The sequence below is a fragment of the Terriglobus tenax genome (genome assembly GCF_025685395.1).
Lineage (GTDB): Bacteria > Acidobacteriota > Terriglobia > Terriglobales > Acidobacteriaceae > Terriglobus > Terriglobus tenax.
Map to the genome: position 1 here is coordinate 816,592 of NZ_JAGSYA010000004.1, position 20,084 is coordinate 836,675.

Genomic DNA, 20,084 nt, shown 5'->3' on the forward strand with positions numbered 1-20,084 from the left:
AGCAGGCGCGCCGCCTCTCCAGCGCCTCGTCTGTCGAAGGAACGGCTCACAAATGACGAAGTGGAAACACTGCATCTCATATCCCCTGGCCGCTTGGCTTGCGTTCTCTCCCATGTTGGCGGCCGCGCAGCAGCCAGGCCCGCAGCCTCCGTATCTTTCTCCAGAGGCCTACGCGCTTCCTCTGGACCGTGGCGCTTCCGGCCTGTGGCAGTCATTGCAGAAGCTGAAGACACGCGCCAGCCTGATGATGGTCGTTGCCCATCCTGACGACGAAGACGGCGGCATGCTTGCCTATGAAAGCCGTGGCCAGGGCGCGGATACAACCCTGCTCACGCTCAACCGCGGCGAAGGCGGGCAGAATGTGATGACCGGCGACTACTGGGACCAGCTCGGCATCATGCGTACGCAGGAGCTGCTGGCCGCCGGAGCCTACTACGGCGTGCACCAGCGCTGGACCCGCGTCGCTGACTACGGCTTCTCCAAAACTCTGGATGAAGCCCTGAAGAACTGGGGACATGATCGCGTTCTATATGACGTCGTCCGCCAGGTACGCATCACGCGGCCGCTCGTCATCACCAGCGTCTTCGCCGGCAACCTCTCTGACGGTCACGGACATCACCAGACCGCCGGCCTCATGGCGCAGGAGGCCTACAAGCTCGCCGGCGATCCCAACGTCTTTCCTGACCAGATCGCCGCCGGCCTCAAGCCCTGGTCGCCGCTGAAGGTCTACGCGCGCGTTCCCTTTGCCCGCGTCACCGAAAAAGGAATCTTCGACTACGCCACCGGCAAGTGGGAACCTGTTCGCTTCAAGAACTACGTCACCGGTGAGACCATCAACGCCGTCCCCAGCAAAACGCTGGAAATCCCCGAAGGCACCTACAACGCCCTCTTCGCGCGCAACTATCTTGCGGTTGCCCGCGAGGGCCTTGCCAACCAGAAGTCGCAGAACGACGGCGTAGGCATGCCCCTTCCCGGCCAGTTCAACTCGCCCTATCACCTCTACGCCTCGCGCGTCAGCGGAGCCGCTCTGCCCGTGGCCGAGAAGACCTTCTTCGACGGCATCGACATCTCGCTCACCGGCATTGCCGATTACGCTCCCGTCCCTGACCGTCCCAACTGGCGCAAGAGCTTCGACGCACTCACCGTCCTGGTCAATGACGCCATGCAGCGCTTCAACGCCGCCGACCCGTCACAATCCGCCCCTCTGCTCGCGCAGGGACTCGAGATGACTCGTTCGCTGCAGAACCAGGTGAAGAACAGCAATCTCTCCGCAGATGCCCGGTACGACATGCTGCACGAGCTCTCTATCAAGGAAGACCAGTTCAACGACGCGCTTTCGCAGTCGCTCGGCGTCATGCTGGTCGCAACCGTAAACCCGGTTGGTGAAAAGCCGCGCATGGGGCCCTTCGGCGAGCTGCGGGGCAACACCCCCACCTACCAGGTCGCCATCCCCGGCCAGCCCGTCTCAATCAACGTGCATGTGGCCAACCAGGGAGCACAGACCGTGACCGTTGACGATGTTGCCCTGGTCGGCGACAGCGGCGACTGGAAGTGGAAGACCACCGACAAGACCACCACGGCGCTCACCCCCGGTCAGGCTGGCGACCTCACCGTCGAAGGCTCCGTGCCTGAGAATGCCCCGGTCACCAAGCCCTACTTCAGCCGTCCCACGCTGGAGCAGAGCTACTATGACCTGAACAACCCCGCTTATCTTGGCCTTCCCACCATGCCCTACCCTGTCACCGCTCGCCTGCTGTACAGCTATGCCGGCGTGCAGGCCAGCGTTCTCGGCACGGTGCAGACCACGCACCGCATCAACGGCATCGGCCCCGTGCTTGAGCCGCTGATGATCGCTCCCGCCATCTCTGTTCTCGTCTCGCCTGAGGCAGGCGTTATCCCTTCCAGCAGTTCCAGCCTCACCCTGAAGGTCGCTCTTCGCAGCAACGTGAAGGGGCCGGCCGAAGGCGAGGTCGCGCTCAATCTGCCTGACGGCTGGACGTCGTCTCCGCGTACGGCACACTTCTCCACCGCGCGCGACGGCGATGAAAAGAAACTCATCTTCGAGGTCACACCGAAGAACATTCAGCTGAAGCCTTACACCATCACCGCCGTGGCGAAGTATGACGGCAAGGAATACAAGGAAGGCTTCACCACCGTCTCATGGCCTGGCCTGCGTCCGTATCCTTCGTACCGTCCGGCGACATACCGTACCACCGGCGTTGATCTCAAGACGCCGGCGGATCTGAAGATCGGCTACATCATGGGTACCGGAGAAGACGTTCCGGCCTCGCTCAGCGATGTAGGCGTGCAGGTCACGCAGCTCACCGCTGCCGACCTGGCTTCCACCGACCTCAGCAAGTTCGATGCCGTGGTTGTAGGCATTCGCGCCTACGCCAACCGCCCTGACCTGCGTGCCAACAACAATCGCCTGCTGGATTATGTGAATAACGGCGGCACCGTCGTCGTGGAATACCAGACCAACGAGTACGACCACAACTACGGCCCCTATGCCATCTCCGTTCCTTCGGATGCCGAGAAGGTTGTTGACGAAAATTCCAAGGCCACCATCCTCGATGCCGCCGATCCGCTGCTGAACTGGCCTAACAAGATCACCAGCGCGGACTTCGACAACTGGGTAGAAGAACGTGGCCACGGTTTCGCCAGCACCTGGGATCCGAAGTTCACCGCTCTGACGGAGATGCATGACGACGAGCAGGACCCGCAAAAAGGCGGCCTGCTCTACGCCAGGCATGGCAAAGGTCTGTACATCTACACCTCCTTCGCCTTCTTCCGTCAGATTCCCGAGGGCGTCCCCGGCTCCTACCGCATCTACATGAACCTGATCAGCGCTTCCAGGAACCCTGCCTATAAGCCAGCCTCAACTGGCGTGAAAGCCGCTCCGAAGAAAAAACGCTAAACTCATCTGCTTCGCTAAAAAGGCCCTCATCTCTCTGGATGAGGGCCTTTCTCTTGTTCGCTGTTTGCGGTCTTATTTCTTATGCCGCGACAGCAGGGATTCGGACTCCCGGTTCCAGCTCGTAGGAGACAGATACAGCCATCAACACGCGGCGAATCCGAAGTACACAACGGTCAGTCTTGATCATTCCAAAACCAGGCATTTAACCCCCTAACAGATATCTTCGTCCATGCGCAGTTTAGCAGTTGGAGCCAACAGGGACGCCCCGCACATCTGCATCCCAATCTCCTAAAGCTCCGCCGGTTTTTTGCCGATAAGCCGGAAGAACAGCCCCGGCCATGACCGGGAGCGGAGATATATTGCACGCCCCTCTTCCACCTCAGCCAGATCCCCTTCCACAGACGCCGCCGGTTCCGCTGGAGGCTGCCATCGACACATCCATGCGCTTCCTGGCCAGGCAGCCCATCATGTCGGCAAACCGGCATACCTTCGGCTACGAACTCCTGTTTCGCAACAGCTGGGAAAATCGCTTCAGCGGTGAAGGGGAATCCGCCTCAAGCAGCATTGTGGACTGGGCCATCACACATGGCTTTGACTCACTGGTCGGCCCCGCACGCCCCTTCGTCAACTGCACACGCTCTCTCCTGCTCAGTCGGTGCGCGGAGCTGCTGCCCAAAAACACCGTGCTGGAGATACTGGAAACCATTGAAGTCGACGAACAGCTCCTGCAGGCCTGCAGGCGTTACCGCGACCTTGGCTTTACGCTGGCACTGGATGACTACGACTTTCGCGAGCAGTGGGAGCCCCTGCTTGACCTTGTGCACTACATCAAGGTCGACTTCTCGCAAACCAGCTCCGAAGACCGCAGACGACTGATCGCACGCCTCAAAGGCCGCGGCATCCGCTTTCTCGCCGAGCGCATTGAAACGGCCGAAGATCTGCAACTGGCCGTCTCGGAAGGCTTCGAACTGTTCCAGGGCTACTTCTTCATGAAGCCCATCATGACGGCACGACGCGCTCCGGGAAGGTCTATCCATCAGATCCAGTTGCTGGCGGAGATCGGCAAACAGAACCTCGATCTGAACGCGCTGCTGCGCATACTGCGCGCCGAACCCGCCATCTGCTATCGCCTGCTGCGTTACGTCAACTCCGTCTCAATGGCAGTACACAGCACCATCACCGACATCCGCCGCGCCGTTTTGCTCATCGGCACCGAGGAGAGTCGGCGCATCATTCGCACCGCACTGGCGGCGGAACTCGCCCGCGGATCATGCACCGAAGCCATGGAACGCTGCGTCCAGCGGGCACGCTTCTGCGAGCTGCTGGCAGACTGTCTCGGCACACCCTCTGAAGAGCTCTACCTCATGGGCATGCTCTCCGCCGTCATGCCGCTGCTTGATCTCGACCCCAAAGAGGTTGTTGCCAACCTTCCTCTGCGGCCGGAGGTCCTCAACGCCCTGCTCGCACCAGACACCGATGAACCCCACGCCCACGCGCTGACACTCGCCATCGCGTACGAGCACGGAGACTGGGACGCCTTCACACAATATTGCCAGCAGCTTTGCCTCGGCGAAGCCGAGATCGCTGACAAGCACATCTCCGCCGTGCAATGGACCGCCGACATCATGCACCACATCTAGGTGCCCCATGGTGCGATACTTGGAAGCATGGATCGCACCACGGGTAACGCATCGAAGACCAGCACGCGCCGCAGCTTCCTATGGTTGCTCTCCGCGATCGCCATCGCACGTCCAAAGCTGGTCCATGCGCAAACTCCGAATAAGATTCCCGCCTCCATCGTGCCGCAGGATCACCTGCTGCAACCGGAAGCGCTGCAGCAGCAGCTTACCGCGCTGAAAGGCGTGCCCATTCTCCAGGTCGGCTCACACACGCAGTACGACCAGGCCCACATTCCCGGTTCGGAATACATCGGCCTCGTCTCCCAGCCTGCCGGGCAGGATGCCCTGCGCACCCGCGTCAAAGATCTGCCGCGCGACAAAGCCCTTGTCCTCTACTGCGGTTGTTGTCCGTGGGAACGGTGCCCCAACATCGGCGCTGCCTGGACACTGCTTGAGCAGATGGGCTTCCGCAACGTCAAGGTGCTCTACATCGCCAACAACTTCGGCGCGGACTGGGTCCAGAAACACTACCCGGTCGAGCCCGCACAGTAAGTTCTTCCAGAGGAAATCTCTCTTATGCGCACGAAAGCTCTTACCCTCGCTCTCGCCATCATGCTGGGCGCAGTGGCCACACGCGCGGAATCCCCGCTGGTCAACCACGCCGCTCCCGCCTTCTCAAAGACTGACCTCACGCAGAAGTCCGTCAGCCTTGCCAAGTACAAGGGCAAGGTCGTCCTGCTCAACTTCTGGGCCACCTGGTGCGCTCCCTGCCAGGCGGAGATTCCGAAGTTCGCCGCATGGCAGACCCAGTACGGCCCGCAAGGCTTCCAGGTTCTCGGCGTCTCCATGGACGACGAAGACGCTCCCGTGAAAAAGCTCGTTCCCAGGCTGAAGGTCAACTATCCCGTCGTCATGGGCGACGCCCGGATGGGCAAAGCCTACGGCGGCGTGCTCGGCCTTCCGGTCACCTTCCTCATCGACCGCAACGGCACCGTCCGCGAACGCTTCGACGGCGAAGCCAACCTTCAGGCCATGGAACAGCACGTCCAGCAGCTGCTGAAGAAGTAACTTTCATTCCCGCCAACCTCGATATCCCCATTCTTTGGCAAAAGCCGAAGGGTGGGGTATCGAGCGCAGCGAGACCGCTTCTCATCCTGTAATCCCGACCGAAGCTCACAGCGCTTAGTAGAGGAACCTGCTACCCAATCACAACCGTAGGCTGAATCAGCGTTCCGGCAACCCGCTTGCCGATGGCGATAATATGCCGCTGCCCCTCAAACACCTTCACCAGCGGCGCATTGGAGAACTCCGGCAGATTCACGGTCATACCGTTGCGCAGTCTCCCCGCCGTCGCCATGTCCGCCGTCACCGACGGCATCTCCGGCAAAATTGTCCGCGGATGCGGCAATGCCGCCTCAAGCTCCCCGGTTGCCGCAAGCTCGTCCATCCGCTCCAGCGTCATCGTCTGCTCCAGCGTAAACACGCCCGCCTTCGTGCGGCGAAGCTCCGTCAGGTGAGCTCCACATCCAGCCAGCGCTCCAAGATCATGCGCCAGCGAGCGGATATACCCACCCGCGGAAACCTCCGCGACAAAGCGCGCCGTGTCGCCTTCCAGCGATGTCAGCTCAAAGCGATGCACGTGGATCTTCGCCGGCTTCACCGGAACCTCTTTGCCCTGCCGCGCCAGCTTATGCGCAGGCACACCGTTGATCTTCTTGGCGGAAAACGCCGGCGGCGTCTGCTCAATCTCACCATGGAAGCCCCTAGCCAGCACACGCAGTTCGTCCAGAGTCTGCGTCAGCGGCTTTGGCTCACCAGCAGCTTCACCCTCGGCATCATAGGTATCCGTCGCAAAGCCAAACCTGATCGCGCCGGTATATCCCTTCTCCGCGCTTGAGAAAAACTGCGCCAGCCGCGTCCACTTCCCCAGCAACAGCGGCAAAACTCCCGTCGCCATCGGGTCCAGCGTTCCCAGGTGCCCGATTGATTTTTCACCCGTCGCGCGGCGAACCCGGTTCACAACATCGTGCGAGGTCATCCCCGCCGGCTTATCCAGTACTAACAATCCGTTCACGACTTACTCTGTCTCACCAGGGAAAGAAACTCGTTGCGTGTCTGCTGCTGTTCCTTGAAGACGCCCAGCATGGCCGAGGTCACCGTTGACGAATTCTGCTTCTCCACACCGCGCATCATCATGCACAGGTGCGATGCCTCCATGATGACGGCCACTCCCTGCGGGTCAATCGCATCCACAATCGCATGCGCAATCTGCTGCGTCAGCCGCTCCTGCACCTGCAGCCGCCGCGCAAATACATCCACCAGCCGCGGCATCTTGCTCAGGCCAATCACCTTGCCATTGGGAATATACGCAATATGCGCCTTGCCGAAAAACGGCAGCAGATGGTGCTCGCACAGCGAATAAAACTCGATGTCCTTGACGATGACCATCTCGTCATACTCCACATCGAACAGCGCCCCGCGCAGAATCTCCGTCGGGTCCTGCTTGTATCCCTTTGTCAAAAAGGCCATGGACTTCTCCATGCGCTCCGGCGTCTTCAGCAGCCCGTCGCGCGTGGGGTCTTCGTCATAGCGGATCAACAGCTCGCGGTAGATATCTTCCGTCGATGCCTCGCTCAGCGGCTTGTCCGTCAATGTGCTCATTCGTAACTCCTCGGCATCTTCTGCCACTTCGCCTTTTTGTTTGTCATTCCGCGGCGAAGCAGAGGAATCTGCTTTCTCTTATTCGCCCGCGTACTCAAATGCGTTGTTCGGCGTCTCTTCAATGCGGATCTTTTCCACCTTCGCGGCGGTAAAATCCTTCAAAATCTCCCACAGCACAATCGCCAGGTTCTCGGTCGACGGCACCAGTGTGGCAAACTCCGGCAGCGTGTTCAGGTTCATGTGGTCAAACTTCGCAACGATCCTCTGCTGCACAAACGTATCCACATCCACCAGGTTGCAGACCATGCCGCTCACTGCATCCACCTGCCCGCTCACCAGCACCTCCAGCCAGTAGTTATGCCCATGGCCAAAGGGGTTGTTGCACTTGCCAAACACCTCGCGGTTCTGCTGCTCGCTGAACGCATCCACATGCAGACGATGCGATGCCGAAAACCGGTACCTGCGCCCAAGGTAAGCTTTCATGCTTCCCCCAGGTAATCGGCAAACAGGTCTTCCATCTCGTACACGCGCACCTTCACCAGCTTCGCTCCGGGAATCTTTCCCTCAAGCCGCCGCCATATGGCAATCGCAATGTTCTCGCTGGTCGGCTGCATCGTTCTGAACTCGGGAATCTCATGGTTCAGGTGGCGATGGTCATACACCCCCACCACCTCGCGCTCCATGATCTCCTTCAGCTCCTTCAGGTCCACGACGAAGCCGGTCACCGGATCCACACCACCGGTCACCGTGACCTCCAGCGTGTAGTTGTGCCCATGGCCATTGCGGTTGGAGCACTTCCCAAACGCGCGCTCATTCTCCTCAGGCGTCCACGTGTCCACCCAGTAGAAGTGCGACGCAGAAAACTCGGCTTTGCGGGTTAGCTGAACCATCCCTCTAGTTTAGATGAGCCACCAGCCAAACCGCTTCACCTCATCAACATCCGAGCTATCCTGAGTGATCTGCCACAATTTGGGTGCCCACATCTGGTGAAGCCAGATGTGGGAATCGTACCTACTCCCACTCCATCTTTCTCTGACTCTCAATCTTCGCCGCATCAAGCTCAATACCGAACCCGGGGCCCGTCGGCAGCTCGAGATGCGCTCTCTTCGGAAACAGCGGATTCTTCTCAAACATGTAGAAATGCGCCATCTTGTTGACTAAGTACTCGCCCAGCGGAAACGTCATCGGCGGCTGGCTTGCAATCACATGCAGCGCCGCATGCAGGCAGTGCCCATGCGGCAGCACCGGAACATCATGCAACGCCGCCAGCGTACCGATCTTTACCAGCTCGGAGACGCCGCCACACCATTCCGGATCAGCCTGCACCACATCAATCGCCTCAGCCTCCAGGTACCGTTCCACATCCCAGCGGGTGTAAAAATGCTCCCTATGCCACGGAACAGCTTCAGGCCTTATACACCCGGCCCTTCCAGGCCACTTCCCGCTTCAGCTTCACCTGCATCCAGCTCCGCCACAACAGCCATGCAAACAGCGGCAGCGCCACAATGCTCAGCACGCAATCGCCCCACGGAAACTCACTCTTCCGCACGCGCGCCAGGTACCGCCACATCACTCGCAGCCACACCAGGCCAAACGCCGCCCACTGCCACCACAGCAGCAGGATGTGCTGCGGCAAAACGATCATCAGCACCGGCAGCAGCAGCAGCAGACCGAAATCAATCAGGCGGAAGCCCGCCAGCGCCAGCGGCTGCGGAAACAGGATGGCCAGGTTCTTCGTCCATCCCTCCACCATCGCAGCAAAGCTGCGGTACATGTGCGTCGAAAGCGCATCGCCTCCATAACGAAAGCGCAGCTTCCGCTTGGACGCCTTGAACTTCCACGCCAGTTCTACATCCTCCAGCACCTTGTCGCCCACCGCCTGGTGGCCACCCAGCGCAAAGTAGTCCTCACGCTGCACCAGCAGAAACTGCCCATTCGCGGCGGCAATGCGGCTGGCCGGGTCGCTCACCTTCTTCGGCGGATACGCAATCGCCAGCTCCGAGAAGATCAGCGGCATCACCGTCCTCTGCCAGAAGCCCGTCACAATCTGCTTCGGCGAGTACGACAGCATATCCGCCTCGTACTTCTCCGCCTCGCGCATCGCCCGCCCCAGGCTGCCCGGCGTATGCACCGTGTCGGCATCGGTAAACAGCAGCCACTTCCCCCGCGCCCGCTGCGCCGCCGCCCACAACGCATTGTTCTTGCCGGTCATGCCCTTCCGCCCCGGCTTGTTTTCAAGCGCAGGAGCCGCTATCACCGTCACCCCGGCAAAACCCTCGGCAATCGCGCGCGTCCCGTCGGTCGAGCCGTCATCCACCACCACCAGCTCCCAGTGCCGCCCCAGTTCAAAACCAGGCTCACTCTGCGAAACCAGAGACTGCAGGCATGCGCCCAGGCTGGCCTCCTCATTGCGGGCCGGCACCATCACCGTAAGTTCCATCGTCGCTGCCATGAGTTCCATCGCAAACGTATTATAGGAATCAATGTCACGCCTGCCACAAATCCGGGTGCCCTCTCCACGCGCAGTATGGGTGGGAATGTTGTTCGCGATGCTGCTCCCCCTCACCGCCTGCGAGCGCAACGTCAAACCAGGGCAGATCGGCGGCACCGCGCCCGACTTCACCGTAGCCGACACCGACCACACCGTGAAGCTCTCCAGCTTCCGTGGCAAGATCGTCGTTCTCAACTTCTGGGCCTCCTGGTGCATTCCCTGCGTCGAAGAGATGCCCTCCCTGCAAACCCTGCAGGAGAAGCTGCCCAACGTACAGGTTCTCGCCGTCTCCACCGACGAGGACGGCGCCGCGTACAAGCGCTTCCTCGACGAGCACCGCATCCTCTTCCTCACCGTCCGCGACGCCCAGCAGAAGTCCAACGCTCTCTACGGCAGCCTCCGCTTCCCGGAGACCTACATCATCGATCGCAAAGGCGTCATCCGCCGCAAGCTGATCGGCGCACAGGACTGGGCCAGCCCGGAGATGATCACCTACCTCTCCAAGTTGTGAGGTAGGTGTTGCGTGTTCTAATGACCACGCTTGGGGGGGACGCAGTAAGGTCTGGCGTACACTCACCCCCGCACCTCACAACATCTTGCCCCTATTCTCCTGCCCCTGTACCCTAGACACATGACCACGGTCGACGCTCTTTACCGCTACAGCGTGCCTCCTACTGAGGCCGCTGTTCTGGCCCTGAATAACCTGCGCGAGGTCTACGGCATCCGCCGCGTGACCCTCGACGAAGCCGCAAAAACGGTCCGTGTCGAGTATGACGCCACCCGCTTCGGCGAGCCGGTCGTTTACCAGTTGCTGCGCCGCGCCGGCCTGCACATCGGCGATGCGGAAGTGCTCGTTCTGCCTGCTCCGCCACCGCCGCCGCCCGCTCCTCCAGCAGCCGCTCCGGCCAAGGCATAATCCACAGCAAACGGTCGCAAACAGGCTAAAGCTGTGTTACATTAGAAAAGTTGTCGCTGGTTCGAAAAACAGCGTCCCGGATGCACCCGTAGCTCAGCTGGATAGAGCGAATGACTACGAATCATTAGGTCGGAGGTTCGACTCCTTCCGGGTGCACCATAGATCAAACGAAACGGACACCCTCTGCGGTGTCCGTTTTTGCGTTGCACCTTCCTCACCCCTTGGGTGCACCATTCACCACGACACAACGAGTGGGAAATCGCGCAAAGCGACCGCTTTCCAGCTACGTCATTCCGCAGCGTAGCGAAGGAATTCGCTTTTGCTTTTCTTATCTTTTGTCATCCTGCAAGGATCTGCTTTTCTCATTCCCACCCGGATGTCCCCCCTCGCATCCAACCAGAGGTGATCAACGACCTCTGGTACAAAAACGCCATCGTCTACTGCCTCTCGGTAGAAACCTTTCAGGATGGCAACGGCGACGGCATCGGCGACTTCCAGGGGCTCATCCGGCGCCTGGACTACCTGCAGGGACTCGGCGTCACCGCCATCTGGCTGATGCCCTTCCAGACCTCGCCCCAGAAGGACGACGGCTACGACATCGCCGACTACTACTCCGTTGACTCGCGCTACGGCACCCTGGGCGACTTCGTCGACTTCACCCACGCCTGCGAACAGCGCGGCATGCGCGTCCTCATCGACCTGGTTGTCAATCACACCTCCAACCAGCATCCCTGGTTCAAGGACGCACGCAGCAGCCCCGACTCGCCCTACCGCGACTGGTACGTCTGGTCGAAGAAGAAGCCGAAGAACGCCAACACCGGCATGGTCTTCCCCGGTGTGCAGCAAACTACATGGACCTGGGACGAAGCCGCGAAGGAGTTCTACTTCCACCGTTTCTACGAGTTCCAGCCCGACCTCAACACCGCCAACCCCGCCGTACAGGCGGAGATCCTCAAGATCATGGGTTTCTGGATCCAGCTCGGTGTCTCCGGCTTCCGCATGGACGCCGTTCCTTTCGTCATCGCAAAAAAAGGCTCCGGCGTCACCCGCCCCGTCGAAGACTACGACATGCTGCGCACCTTCGCCGCCTTCCTCAGCTGGCGCAAAGGCGACGCCATCATCCTGGCCGAGGCCAATGTTCTTCCCACCACGGACATGCAGTACTTTGGCGAATCCGGAGAACGGCTCTCCATGATGTTCAACTTCAACGTCAACCAGCATCTCTTTTATTCGCTGGCCACCGCCGACACACGCCCCCTTGAAACCTCGCTCACACAGACAAAGCCGCGCCCCGCAACCGCGCAGTGGGGCACCTTCCTGCGCAATCATGACGAGCTGGACCTTGGCCGCCTGACCGAACCCCAGCGAAGAAAGGTCTTCGCAGCCTTCGGCCCGGACAAATCCATGCAGCTCTACGGTCGTGGCATCCGCCGTCGCCTCGCTCCCATGCTGCGCGGAGACCGCCGCCGCATCGAGCTTGCCTACTCTCTGCTCTTCTCCCTGCCCGGCACTCCCGTCCTCTGGTACGGCGACGAGATCGGGATGGGCGAAGACCTCTCCCTGCCCGAGCGCTACAGCTGCCGCACCGCCATGCAGTGGACCAACGATAACCACGCCGGCTTCACCCCGGCCACGCGTTCCAGGGTCAACGTTATCCGCGACAGCGCCTTTGGCTACCAGCACGTCAACGTCGCCGAACAGCGCCGCGACCCCAACTCACTGATGGACTGGATGGAACGCATGATCCGCGTCCGCAAAGAAACACCGGAGATCGGATGGGGCGACTTCTCCATCATCGATACCGGCCACCGTGAGATCCTCGGCCTGCGCTACGACTGGCGCGGCAACCACACCCTGGTCCTGCACAACTTCGCAGACGCTCCCATCGAACTATGTCTCTCCCCCCGCGCTATCGGCGACGGAGCCCAGGAAGGCAAGCCCCTGGTCAACATCCTCTCCAAGGACCACAGCTTCCTCGAAGAAGACAACGGCCACTACTGCATCCATATGGAACCTTACGGCTACCGCTGGTTCCGCGTCGGCGGCTTCGACGGCCTGCTGCTCAAAATGGCCAAACCCGAACCGAAATCTACTTAGCCGCACTGCATTCCTCTCGCCTCATAACAGTGTGAACACAGATCTCGTTCCTCACGGCAGCTGAAACTCCAGCACCGCCGTCGTTACAATCGTGCGCGCCTTGCCACCCTCGACATACGGCCGGTAATGCCAGCGTTGCACCGCGCCCAGCGCCGCATCCCGCAACTGCGGAGGCCCGCTGACCACACGCGCACTGGTCACGCTGCCATCGTTGCCGACCGTAGCCTCAACCTTCACCTGGCCTTCGACATGCGCCGCGCTCGCTTCTGCCGGATACGAAGGCGTAGGACTGTAGACCAGGTTGCTGGCCATCACACCCAGCGCAGTCGACGTAATGGTTGGTGCGCTCACCTTCGGTTCCGCGGGCGCGGCCGTGGGAGCAGTCCAAAGCAGCGGCACCGTCGTATTCGCCGCTCCTGTACCCAGCCCCGGCACGCGTCGCGGACGGTTCGTCGGCACCGGAAGCCGTCTGCGTACCGGTGCCGACGAGGCCGTCTGTTCCGCCGGAGGAGGCGGCGCATTCACTTCCGGAGCAGCCGGCGCGGCCGCGCTCGATGTCTGCGGCGCTTGCCGTACCGTAGCAGGGGCACTCGCCTGCGAACGTGGAACCGGGGCCTGCCGCACAATCACTGGCGGCGCGGCGTTCGCCACCCTCCCCGCATGTCGCTTCTCTTTTGCAGACGGACGCACAGGCTTTTCCTGCGGAACGGTTGTTGCCTCCGATGCGGGAGCTACCTCTGGCGCTGGGGCCGCAGGCTGCGTCTGTACCGCAGGGAGAGCCGTCGCCGCTGTATCCGTTACAGGAGCGGGGTTCTGTATTGCATGCCAGGCTCCGTAGCCGCCCACAACCAGCAGCAGCACCGCCACCGTTCCCACCAGCAAAGCATTGCGCTTCCACCACGGCTCTTCCGGCTCCTCGTCATACTCCGCTTCATACGCCGAGAAAGGCGCTGCCGCCGGCTGCACAAAACTCTGCACCGGGGCGGGTGGAGGAACCGGAACCACAATGGGCTCTGCTGCAGCCACAACCGGCCCCGCGGGCTCCGGGGCCGCAATCGGAATCACCGGAGCAGCAGGAGCCAGCGCCGCTGCCGATAACCCAGCAGTGCTGCGCATCGATTCGCGCAGATGCATCAGAAATCCGAGCAGGTAATGGGTCGACTCATCCTGCTCCACAGAAGAAGCCGGCTCCGCCGTCCCCTGCGCTGCAACAATCAGGATCCCCAGCAGATCGGCATAGCTGATCTGTTCCTGCTCCCGGTAAATCACCGCCTCAAGCAGCGTCGAAACACCACGGCAGAACGCCCTGTCATCCGACAGCCGGGCCGCCAGGGCGGGCAGAGTTTCGAGGGCGTCCATCAGGAGCCCTCGACTGATCAGGAAGCCGCGCAGCTCCGTGACATATCTCGGATACCGGCGCGATACATCCTCAAGCTGCGATGACAGGAACATTCCGTAGTCTCCCTCTCCATGCAAACGAAGTATTCCATGCTGCAAACCCCGCAGGCTACGCCATGTTGCTGTCAGCAGCTATCGCGTGGCTGCCATATCGTCCGCAGCCACCGCCGCGGCCTTCCTCTGCCGCAGCAGCAAATCGCAGCGCAACACCTCGGCCACGCTCCACGCCTGCGCCATGCAGCCCCGTGGCGTAAAAGGCTCCTCCGCATCGAAGATCTCGCTGACCGTCCCTACGCCATCCTCCGACAGGTGCTGGTCAAAGCCAAGCAGAAACTCCTGTGCCTTCTCCACCTCATCCGGAAAAGCTTTGAGCCACGCATTCACAAACGGCCCCATCAGCCACGCCCACACCGTCCCCTGGTGGTACGCTCCATCGCGAGCCCACAGGTCGCCATCATAGCGCGGCTTGTAATCCTTCTCCCCGCGCGCCAGGCTGCGCAGCCCCACCGGCGTCCACAGCTCTCGCCTGCAGGTCTCCACCACCGGCTTCCACCTTGCTTCCTCCAGCACCGGATACTTCAACGCCAGCGCCAGCAGCTGGTTCGGACGCAACTGCGCATCGTCGCCGCCTCCAAAGGTATCCACCACATCGAACAGGCAGTTCTTCTCCGCGTTCCAGAAACGCCGGTTGAAGCTCTCGCGGCAGCGCGTCGCCCAGTCCGCAAAACGCGTACGGTCATGCGTGCTGTCGCTCATCGTCTCCAGCCACTCGTTCAGCAGGCATAAAGCGTTGTACCAGAGCGCGTTGATCTCCACGGCCTTGCCGCGCCGCGGCGTCACTACCCAGTCACCCACCTTCGCATCCATCCACGTCAGCTGGTAGCCATCCTGCCCCTGCACCAGCAGCCCGTCACTCTGGTCCACATGGATGCCGAAGTCCGTGCCACGCAGATGCCACTCGGCCACGTCTACCATCTTCGGCAGCAGAAACTCCAGCGTCTCCCAGTCGCCTGTCGTCTGCACATAGCGGTCAATCGCATGGAAGAACCACAACGTCGCATCCGCCGTGTGATACAGCCCGCTTGTACCGCCCTCGGGAAATAAATTCGGAATCAGCCCATTGCGGATATAGCTGCCAAAGCTGCGCAGAATATATTCCGCCTCGCGATACCGGCCCGTCGAAAGCGTCAGCCCCTCCAGCGAGATCATCGTGTCACGGCCCCAGTCCGTAAACCAGTGGTAACCGGCAATCACCGTGCGAATCTCATCGCCCACCGCATGTGCCCTCACCTGGTCGGCCGTGCGTCCCATCGGCGTAATCAGAAACTGGTCCGCGGCCATCACCAGCTCCGCCGCAATCCCCTCCCGCGCCTCCTCAGGAGCAATACGCAGCAACCGCCGCTTGCGCTCCAGCTCCGCCGCAAACGCAGCTCCCGGCGAGAGCGCCTCTACCTTCTCCCAATCCTCCGTGGAAACCGCCAGCGACGACGCCTTGCCCTGGCGAAGCTCCGCCGCAAATATCCCCGGCGACCACAACGACCCCTGCCAGTCATATCCCCGCGACTGCTCCACGCGGTAGCGAAGATTATCCAGCCGCTCCGTTCGCAGCTCAAAGCCGCCGTCGTCGCTCCGCCACGCAATCTTCACCGGCGGCAGATCATCGCCAACGCGCAGCTCAAAGCCCTGGGCCACACCGCTCCAGCGATAGCGGTCCTGCGGAAGATCCCACAGGGCTCCATCATGCGACCGCACCTGCATCGCAGTCTGTACCTGCAGCCGGCCGCCCTCGCCCTCCAGCAGCGTATAGGTGATGTACGTGGTGTTCTGCAGATGCACCATGCACACGCGCTTCTCAATCACATTGCCGTCGCAGCGGTACCGCCACACCGGCAGCCCGTTCTCCAGGCGAAACTCTTCCAGGTAAGGGCTGATGGGATCAACGCCGTCGCTATGAACGAAATCATCGCAATTCAGAACATACGTCTTGTCGCCCACCGTCAACCGCTCGCGCAGATCGTTCAGCACCATGGTCCGCCCATGCGGTGCAGGCAGCGCGGCAATCAGCCAGCCATGGTAGCGGCGCGTATTCAACCCGCCCACGGTGCCGGAGGCATATCCTCCAAGACCATTCGTAACAATCCATTCCGTAAACAAGCCGCGGCGGCTGCGGGAACTCTCATCCAGGTGGGCAACATCCAGCGAAACCGTACGGACAATCGGGGCAGGGCGAAAGATCGTCTTCATCTCTCAATTTGGATGCACAGAACCGCCCCCGGGCAACACTTCGTCCCATCACCACAAATGCTTGTCATCTCGACCGTAGCGGAGAGCCTGCATTGCATAGTGAAAGATGGATCAGCGTTCCAACCGGCCGAAGCTATTTCGCTTTCTTCGGCTCAATGTCCGGCAAAAACCCGGTAAGCAACCCAATGGCAGGCAGATACGCGCACAGGTGATACACCGTCGTAATGCTGGTCGCATCCGCAATCTTGCCCAGTACCGCCGCGCCAATGCCACCCATGCCGAACGCAACCCCGAAGAACAATCCTGAGATCATGCCCACACGTCCAGGCAGCAACTCCTGCGCATAGACCAGGATCGCCGAAAACGCCGACGCAATCACAAAGCCGATGATCACGGAAAGCACACCCGTCCAGAACAGTGACGCGTACGGCAAAATCAGTGTGAACGGAAGCACCCCAAGAATCGAGATCCAGATCACCAGCTTGCGGCCCCAGCGGTCACCCGCCGAGCCTCCAAGCAGCGTACCCGCGGCCACCGCTCCCAGGAACGCAAACAGCATGATCTGCGATGTCTGCACTGAGACCTGAAAACGCTGGATCAGGTAGAACGTGTAATAACTCGACAGGCTTGCCAGGTAGAAGTACTTCGAGAAGATCAGCGCAATCAGAATCAGCAAGGCAAACACAATGCGGCTCTTCGAAAGCTGAACATGAGCATGCTTCTCAACATGCTTCCTGGCAGTGTTCTCCGCGTGGCGAGCTTTGTACCAGCGGCCAATCCGATACAGCACCCAGATACCAACAACCGCCGGAATCGCAAACCACGCCATGCCCTTCTGCCCTTGCGGCAGCACGATAAACGCAGCCAGCAGCGGCCCAATCGCCGAGCCGGAGTTTCCGCCCACCTGGAAGAATGACTGCGCGAATCCATGCTTCCCGCCCGAAGCCATGCGTGCAATGCGCGAGCTCTCCGGATGAAAGATCGCCGAACCGATGCCCACCAGGCACGAGCCCACAATCAGCCACGCAAACGTAGGAGCAACCGCCAGCAGCAAAATACCGCCCAGCGTAAATGTCATCCCCACCGGCAGGGCAAATGGCATGGGACGCTTGTCCGTAAACTGCCCCACCAGCGGCTGTAACATGGAAGCCACGACCTGGTAAGTAAACGTAAGCAACCCAAGATGCGCAAAGTCCAGGTGGAACTGGCTCTTCAGAATGGGGTAAATCGAAGGCAGCAGCGACTGCACCATGTCATTCAGCAGATGACAGAAGCTGATGGCAGCCAGTACACGCAACAACGCACGCGAGCTCTGCGCGGGCGGTGCTTCATACTCCGTGAAGGTCTCAGGCATATCAGCAGCAGGCGTACCCGCGGCAAAGGTCGTTTCACTCATGACGGATACGAGTTTAGTTCGTGGCACATAACTTGCACGAGTGCATATAACGACTTCCGATACCTGGATAAGACAACTTCTCTCTCAAAACAGCAACCGCCGGACAAATACATGTCCGACGGCTTGAAAACTCTTTGTCATCCCGGCGAAAACCGGGAAGATTCCCTACCGTGTAATCAGGTTCACAAGCTGATTGGTCACCAGCGCCGCGATATATGCAAACGCCGTCATATATGTGAACTGGATCGCCGGCCAGCGCCAGCTATTGGTCTCGCGCCGCACCATGATGATCGTCGAGGTGCATTGCAGGGCGAAGGCAAAGAAGACCACCAGCGCCAGCGCTCCACCCAGCGTCATATCCCCGCGCAGCGCCTGCTGCAGGCCAAGCGCATGCGTCTCCGGGTCAACGCCATACAGCGTGCCCAGCGTACCCACAATCACCTCGCGCGCCACAATCGAGCTCAACAGGCCGATGCCGATCTTCCAGTTGAAGCCCAGCGGACGGATCACCGGCTCAATCCAGTGCCCCACATGGCCGATGATCGAATCTGTCAGCGCCGAGAACTCGCCGTGATGCACCGGCAAAACGCTTAGCACCCAAACGGCAAAGGTCACACCCAGGATGATCGTTCCCGCCTTGCGCAGAAACAGCTTCGCGCGGTCATACAAACGCAGCGCAAGTCCCTGCACCGTGGGCCAGCGATACTGCGGCAGCTCCAGGATGAACGGCGCCGATGCCGACGCCTTCAGCAGCGACGACTTCAGCACGCGCGCCGTAAATAACGCCGCCAGGAAGCCCAGCACATACAGCCCCAGCATCACCGTCGCGCGCAGACCCACCAGCCGCCCAATCAGCGGACGGTCCGGAACAAAGGCCGCAATAATCAGCGTGTACACCGGCAACCGCGCCGAGCAGGTCATGAACGGTGCAATCAGGATCGTCGCAAACCGGTCACGCTTGTTCTCAATCGTGCGCGTCGCCATAATCGCCGGCACAGCGCAGGCGTACGCGCTCAGCAACGGAATAAACGCCTTGCCGTTCAAGCCAATCGAGCGCATCAGGCGGTCGGCAATCAGCGCCGCACGCGCCAGGTAGCCGGAGTCCTCAAGCACGCCGATAAACGCAAACAGCAGCAGGATCTGCGGCAGAAACACCAGCACCGACTGCACGCCGTTCCACAACCCATCGCGCAGCAGGGCCCGCATCCAGCCATCCGGCAAAAACGCCGCAACCTTCACACCCAGCGACGTCAGCAACCCGTCCATGCCATCGCTCAGCGGCTGGCCCAGCCCAAACACCACCTGGAAGACACAGATCACCACCGCCAGAAAAATCAGCGGTCCCCACGCGCGATGCAGCAGCACCTGGTCCAGCCGTCGCGTCCACTTCGGAGCGTTCGGCTGCTGATACTGCGTACGCGAACTCACCTGCGTGGCCCACTTGCGATAGCTGTCCGCGCTCTGGATCACCGGCAGCTTCACCGATCCGGGACGTGTGACCTCAAAGTCACCATACTGGTTCAAAAAGTCAGCAACGCGATCAATGCCCGTGCCCTTGGCCGCCGAAATCAGCGCCACAGGATGGCCCAGCTCCCGCGCCATCGCCAGCACATCCACCTTGCCGCCGCGCGACTCCAGCACATCCGACATATTCAGGATCACCAGCGTCGGCAATCCCAGCGCAAGAATCGGCGCGGCCAGCATCAGCTGGCGGTTCATATGCGTTGAGTCCAGCACCAGCAGCACCGCATCCGGAGCGGCCACACCCGGCATCTGCCCCTTCAGCACATCCACGGCAACGCGGGCATCTTCAGAAAACGTAGCGAACGAATAGATTCCCGGCAGGTCCACCAGCGTCAGGTCGCTGCGGCCAATCGCCTTCATCTTTCCCGAGCGGTGCTCCACCGTCACACCCGGATAGTTGCCCACCTTCTGGCGCAACCCCGTCAGGCGATTGAACAGCGTCGACTTGCCGCAATTCGGTGGCCCGATCAACGCAATCGTGCGAATCTGCCCCTTCGTCCCCGCCGCGCTTGGCAGCGGCGTCAGAACAGCAGTATTCGAATCTCCGGGGGTACAGCAGGAGCTCATTGGACCTTCTCGATCGGGGTCATAAACAGGTGGCGGGCCGTCTCCTTACGCAGAGCAACCTCAATGCCATCAACGCGATAGACAGTTGGATCTCCCCCCGGCGCACGACGCAGCACATGGATGCCGGCTCCGGGCAAAAAGCCCATATGCGCCAGGTGATCGCCCACCTCTTCCGGCAAATCCACCCGCTCCAGACGGCCATGCTGGCCTACCTTCATCTCGCTCAGGGACATCGCTTCCACCTAATTCAGTCT

18 protein-coding genes and 1 tRNA gene are annotated in these 20,084 nt (G+C 60.8%); 8 read left to right on the top strand and 11 right to left on the bottom strand.

What is annotated here, in order from left to right:
• The first annotated feature begins 52 nt into the window (after positions 1–52).
• From OHL13_RS08925 to OHL13_RS08940, 4 genes are all read left to right on the top strand, one after another.
• Positions 53–2,917, top strand: a complete 2,865-nt coding sequence (locus OHL13_RS08925) for a PIG-L family deacetylase (RefSeq protein ID WP_263409783.1) — start codon at positions 53–55, stop codon at positions 2,915–2,917.
• Between the two features lie 359 nt (positions 2,918–3,276).
• The gene (locus OHL13_RS08930; RefSeq protein ID WP_263409784.1) at positions 3,277–4,557 is read left to right on the top strand and encodes an EAL and HDOD domain-containing protein; all 1,281 of its coding nucleotides are present in this window, start codon (positions 3,277–3,279) and stop codon (positions 4,555–4,557) included.
• Between the two features lie 27 nt (positions 4,558–4,584).
• A complete protein-coding gene (locus OHL13_RS08935; RefSeq protein ID WP_263409785.1) occupies positions 4,585–5,088 on the top strand; it encodes a rhodanese-like domain-containing protein in 504 nt (167 codons plus the stop codon).
• Between the two features lie 24 nt (positions 5,089–5,112).
• Positions 5,113–5,604 carry a TlpA family protein disulfide reductase gene (locus OHL13_RS08940; RefSeq protein WP_263409786.1) on the top strand — a complete coding sequence of 164 codons (492 nt, stop codon included), beginning with the start codon at positions 5,113–5,115 and terminating at the stop codon, positions 5,602–5,604.
• 130 nt (positions 5,605–5,734) lie between these two features.
• Here OHL13_RS08940 and truB read toward each other — a convergent pair whose 3' ends face one another.
• The 6 genes from truB to OHL13_RS08970 form a co-directional block, all read right to left on the bottom strand.
• On the bottom strand, positions 5,735–6,610 hold the full coding sequence (gene truB / locus OHL13_RS08945; protein WP_263409787.1) for a tRNA pseudouridine(55) synthase TruB: 876 nt from the start codon (positions 6,608–6,610) through the stop codon (positions 5,735–5,737).
• Entirely contained in the window at positions 6,607–7,197 is a 591-nt protein-coding gene (gene folE / locus OHL13_RS08950) for a GTP cyclohydrolase I FolE (protein ID WP_263409788.1), read from the bottom strand. Before folE ends, truB begins: the two co-directional genes overlap by 4 nt.
• Positions 7,198–7,275: 78 nt before the next feature.
• Positions 7,276–7,680: a 6-carboxytetrahydropterin synthase gene (locus OHL13_RS08955; protein WP_263409789.1), complete on the bottom strand. Its 405-nt coding sequence runs from the start codon at positions 7,678–7,680 to the stop codon at positions 7,276–7,278.
• Positions 7,677–8,087 (bottom strand): 6-pyruvoyl trahydropterin synthase family protein, encoded by a 411-nt coding sequence (locus OHL13_RS08960; protein ID WP_263409790.1) that lies wholly within the window; start codon positions 8,085–8,087, stop codon positions 7,677–7,679. The genes OHL13_RS08955 and OHL13_RS08960 overlap by 4 nt, the downstream gene beginning before the upstream one ends.
• Positions 8,088–8,208: 121 nt before the next feature.
• Complete coding sequence (locus tag OHL13_RS08965; RefSeq protein ID WP_263411633.1) at positions 8,209–8,613, bottom strand: enolase C-terminal domain-like protein; 405 nt, start codon at positions 8,611–8,613, stop codon at positions 8,209–8,211.
• On the bottom strand, positions 8,603–9,649 hold the full coding sequence (locus OHL13_RS08970; protein ID WP_263409791.1) for a glycosyltransferase family 2 protein: 1,047 nt from the start codon (positions 9,647–9,649) through the stop codon (positions 8,603–8,605). The genes OHL13_RS08965 and OHL13_RS08970 overlap by 11 nt, the downstream gene beginning before the upstream one ends.
• 85 nt (positions 9,650–9,734) lie before the next feature.
• On the opposite strand from OHL13_RS08970, the gene OHL13_RS08975 reads away from it, so the two are divergent.
• The 4 genes from OHL13_RS08975 (at position 9,735) to OHL13_RS08990 (ending at position 12,701) form a co-directional block, all read left to right on the top strand.
• Positions 9,735–10,199 (top strand): TlpA family protein disulfide reductase, encoded by a 465-nt coding sequence (locus tag OHL13_RS08975; protein WP_263409792.1) that lies wholly within the window; start codon positions 9,735–9,737, stop codon positions 10,197–10,199.
• Positions 10,200–10,319: 120 nt separating this feature from the next.
• Positions 10,320–10,604 carry a hypothetical protein gene (locus tag OHL13_RS08980; RefSeq protein ID WP_263409793.1) on the top strand — a complete coding sequence of 95 codons (285 nt, stop codon included), beginning with the start codon at positions 10,320–10,322 and terminating at the stop codon, positions 10,602–10,604.
• An 82-nt stretch (positions 10,605–10,686) separates the two neighbouring features.
• Positions 10,687–10,763: transfer RNA gene (locus tag OHL13_RS08985), tRNA-Arg, on the top strand.
• A 243-nt stretch (positions 10,764–11,006) separates the two neighbouring features.
• Positions 11,007–12,701, top strand: a complete 1,695-nt coding sequence (locus OHL13_RS08990; RefSeq protein ID WP_263409794.1) for an alpha-amylase family protein — start codon at positions 11,007–11,009, stop codon at positions 12,699–12,701.
• Between the two features lie 51 nt (positions 12,702–12,752).
• On the opposite strand, the gene OHL13_RS08995 is transcribed toward OHL13_RS08990, so the two are convergent.
• The 5 genes from OHL13_RS08995 to OHL13_RS09015 all read right to left on the bottom strand — a co-directional run bounded on the left by OHL13_RS08995 (position 12,753) and on the right by OHL13_RS09015 (position 20,063).
• Positions 12,753–14,153: an energy transducer TonB gene (locus OHL13_RS08995; RefSeq protein ID WP_263409795.1), complete on the bottom strand. Its 1,401-nt coding sequence runs from the start codon at positions 14,151–14,153 to the stop codon at positions 12,753–12,755.
• A gap of 78 nt (positions 14,154–14,231) precedes the next feature.
• On the bottom strand, positions 14,232–16,343 hold the full coding sequence (locus OHL13_RS09000) for an amylo-alpha-1,6-glucosidase (RefSeq protein WP_263409796.1): 2,112 nt from the start codon (positions 16,341–16,343) through the stop codon (positions 14,232–14,234).
• A gap of 133 nt (positions 16,344–16,476) precedes the next feature.
• Positions 16,477–17,739, bottom strand: coding sequence for an MFS transporter (locus OHL13_RS09005; protein WP_317889915.1), 1,263 nt, complete (start codon positions 17,737–17,739; stop codon positions 16,477–16,479).
• Positions 17,740–17,904: 165 nt separating this feature from the next.
• Complete coding sequence (feoB, locus tag OHL13_RS09010; protein ID WP_263409797.1) at positions 17,905–19,830, bottom strand: ferrous iron transporter B; 1,926 nt, start codon at positions 19,828–19,830, stop codon at positions 17,905–17,907.
• A complete protein-coding gene (locus OHL13_RS09015) occupies positions 19,827–20,063 on the bottom strand; it encodes a FeoA family protein (protein ID WP_263409798.1) in 237 nt (78 codons plus the stop codon). The genes feoB and OHL13_RS09015 overlap by 4 nt, the downstream gene beginning before the upstream one ends.
• Positions 20,064–20,084: the final 21 nt, after the last annotated feature.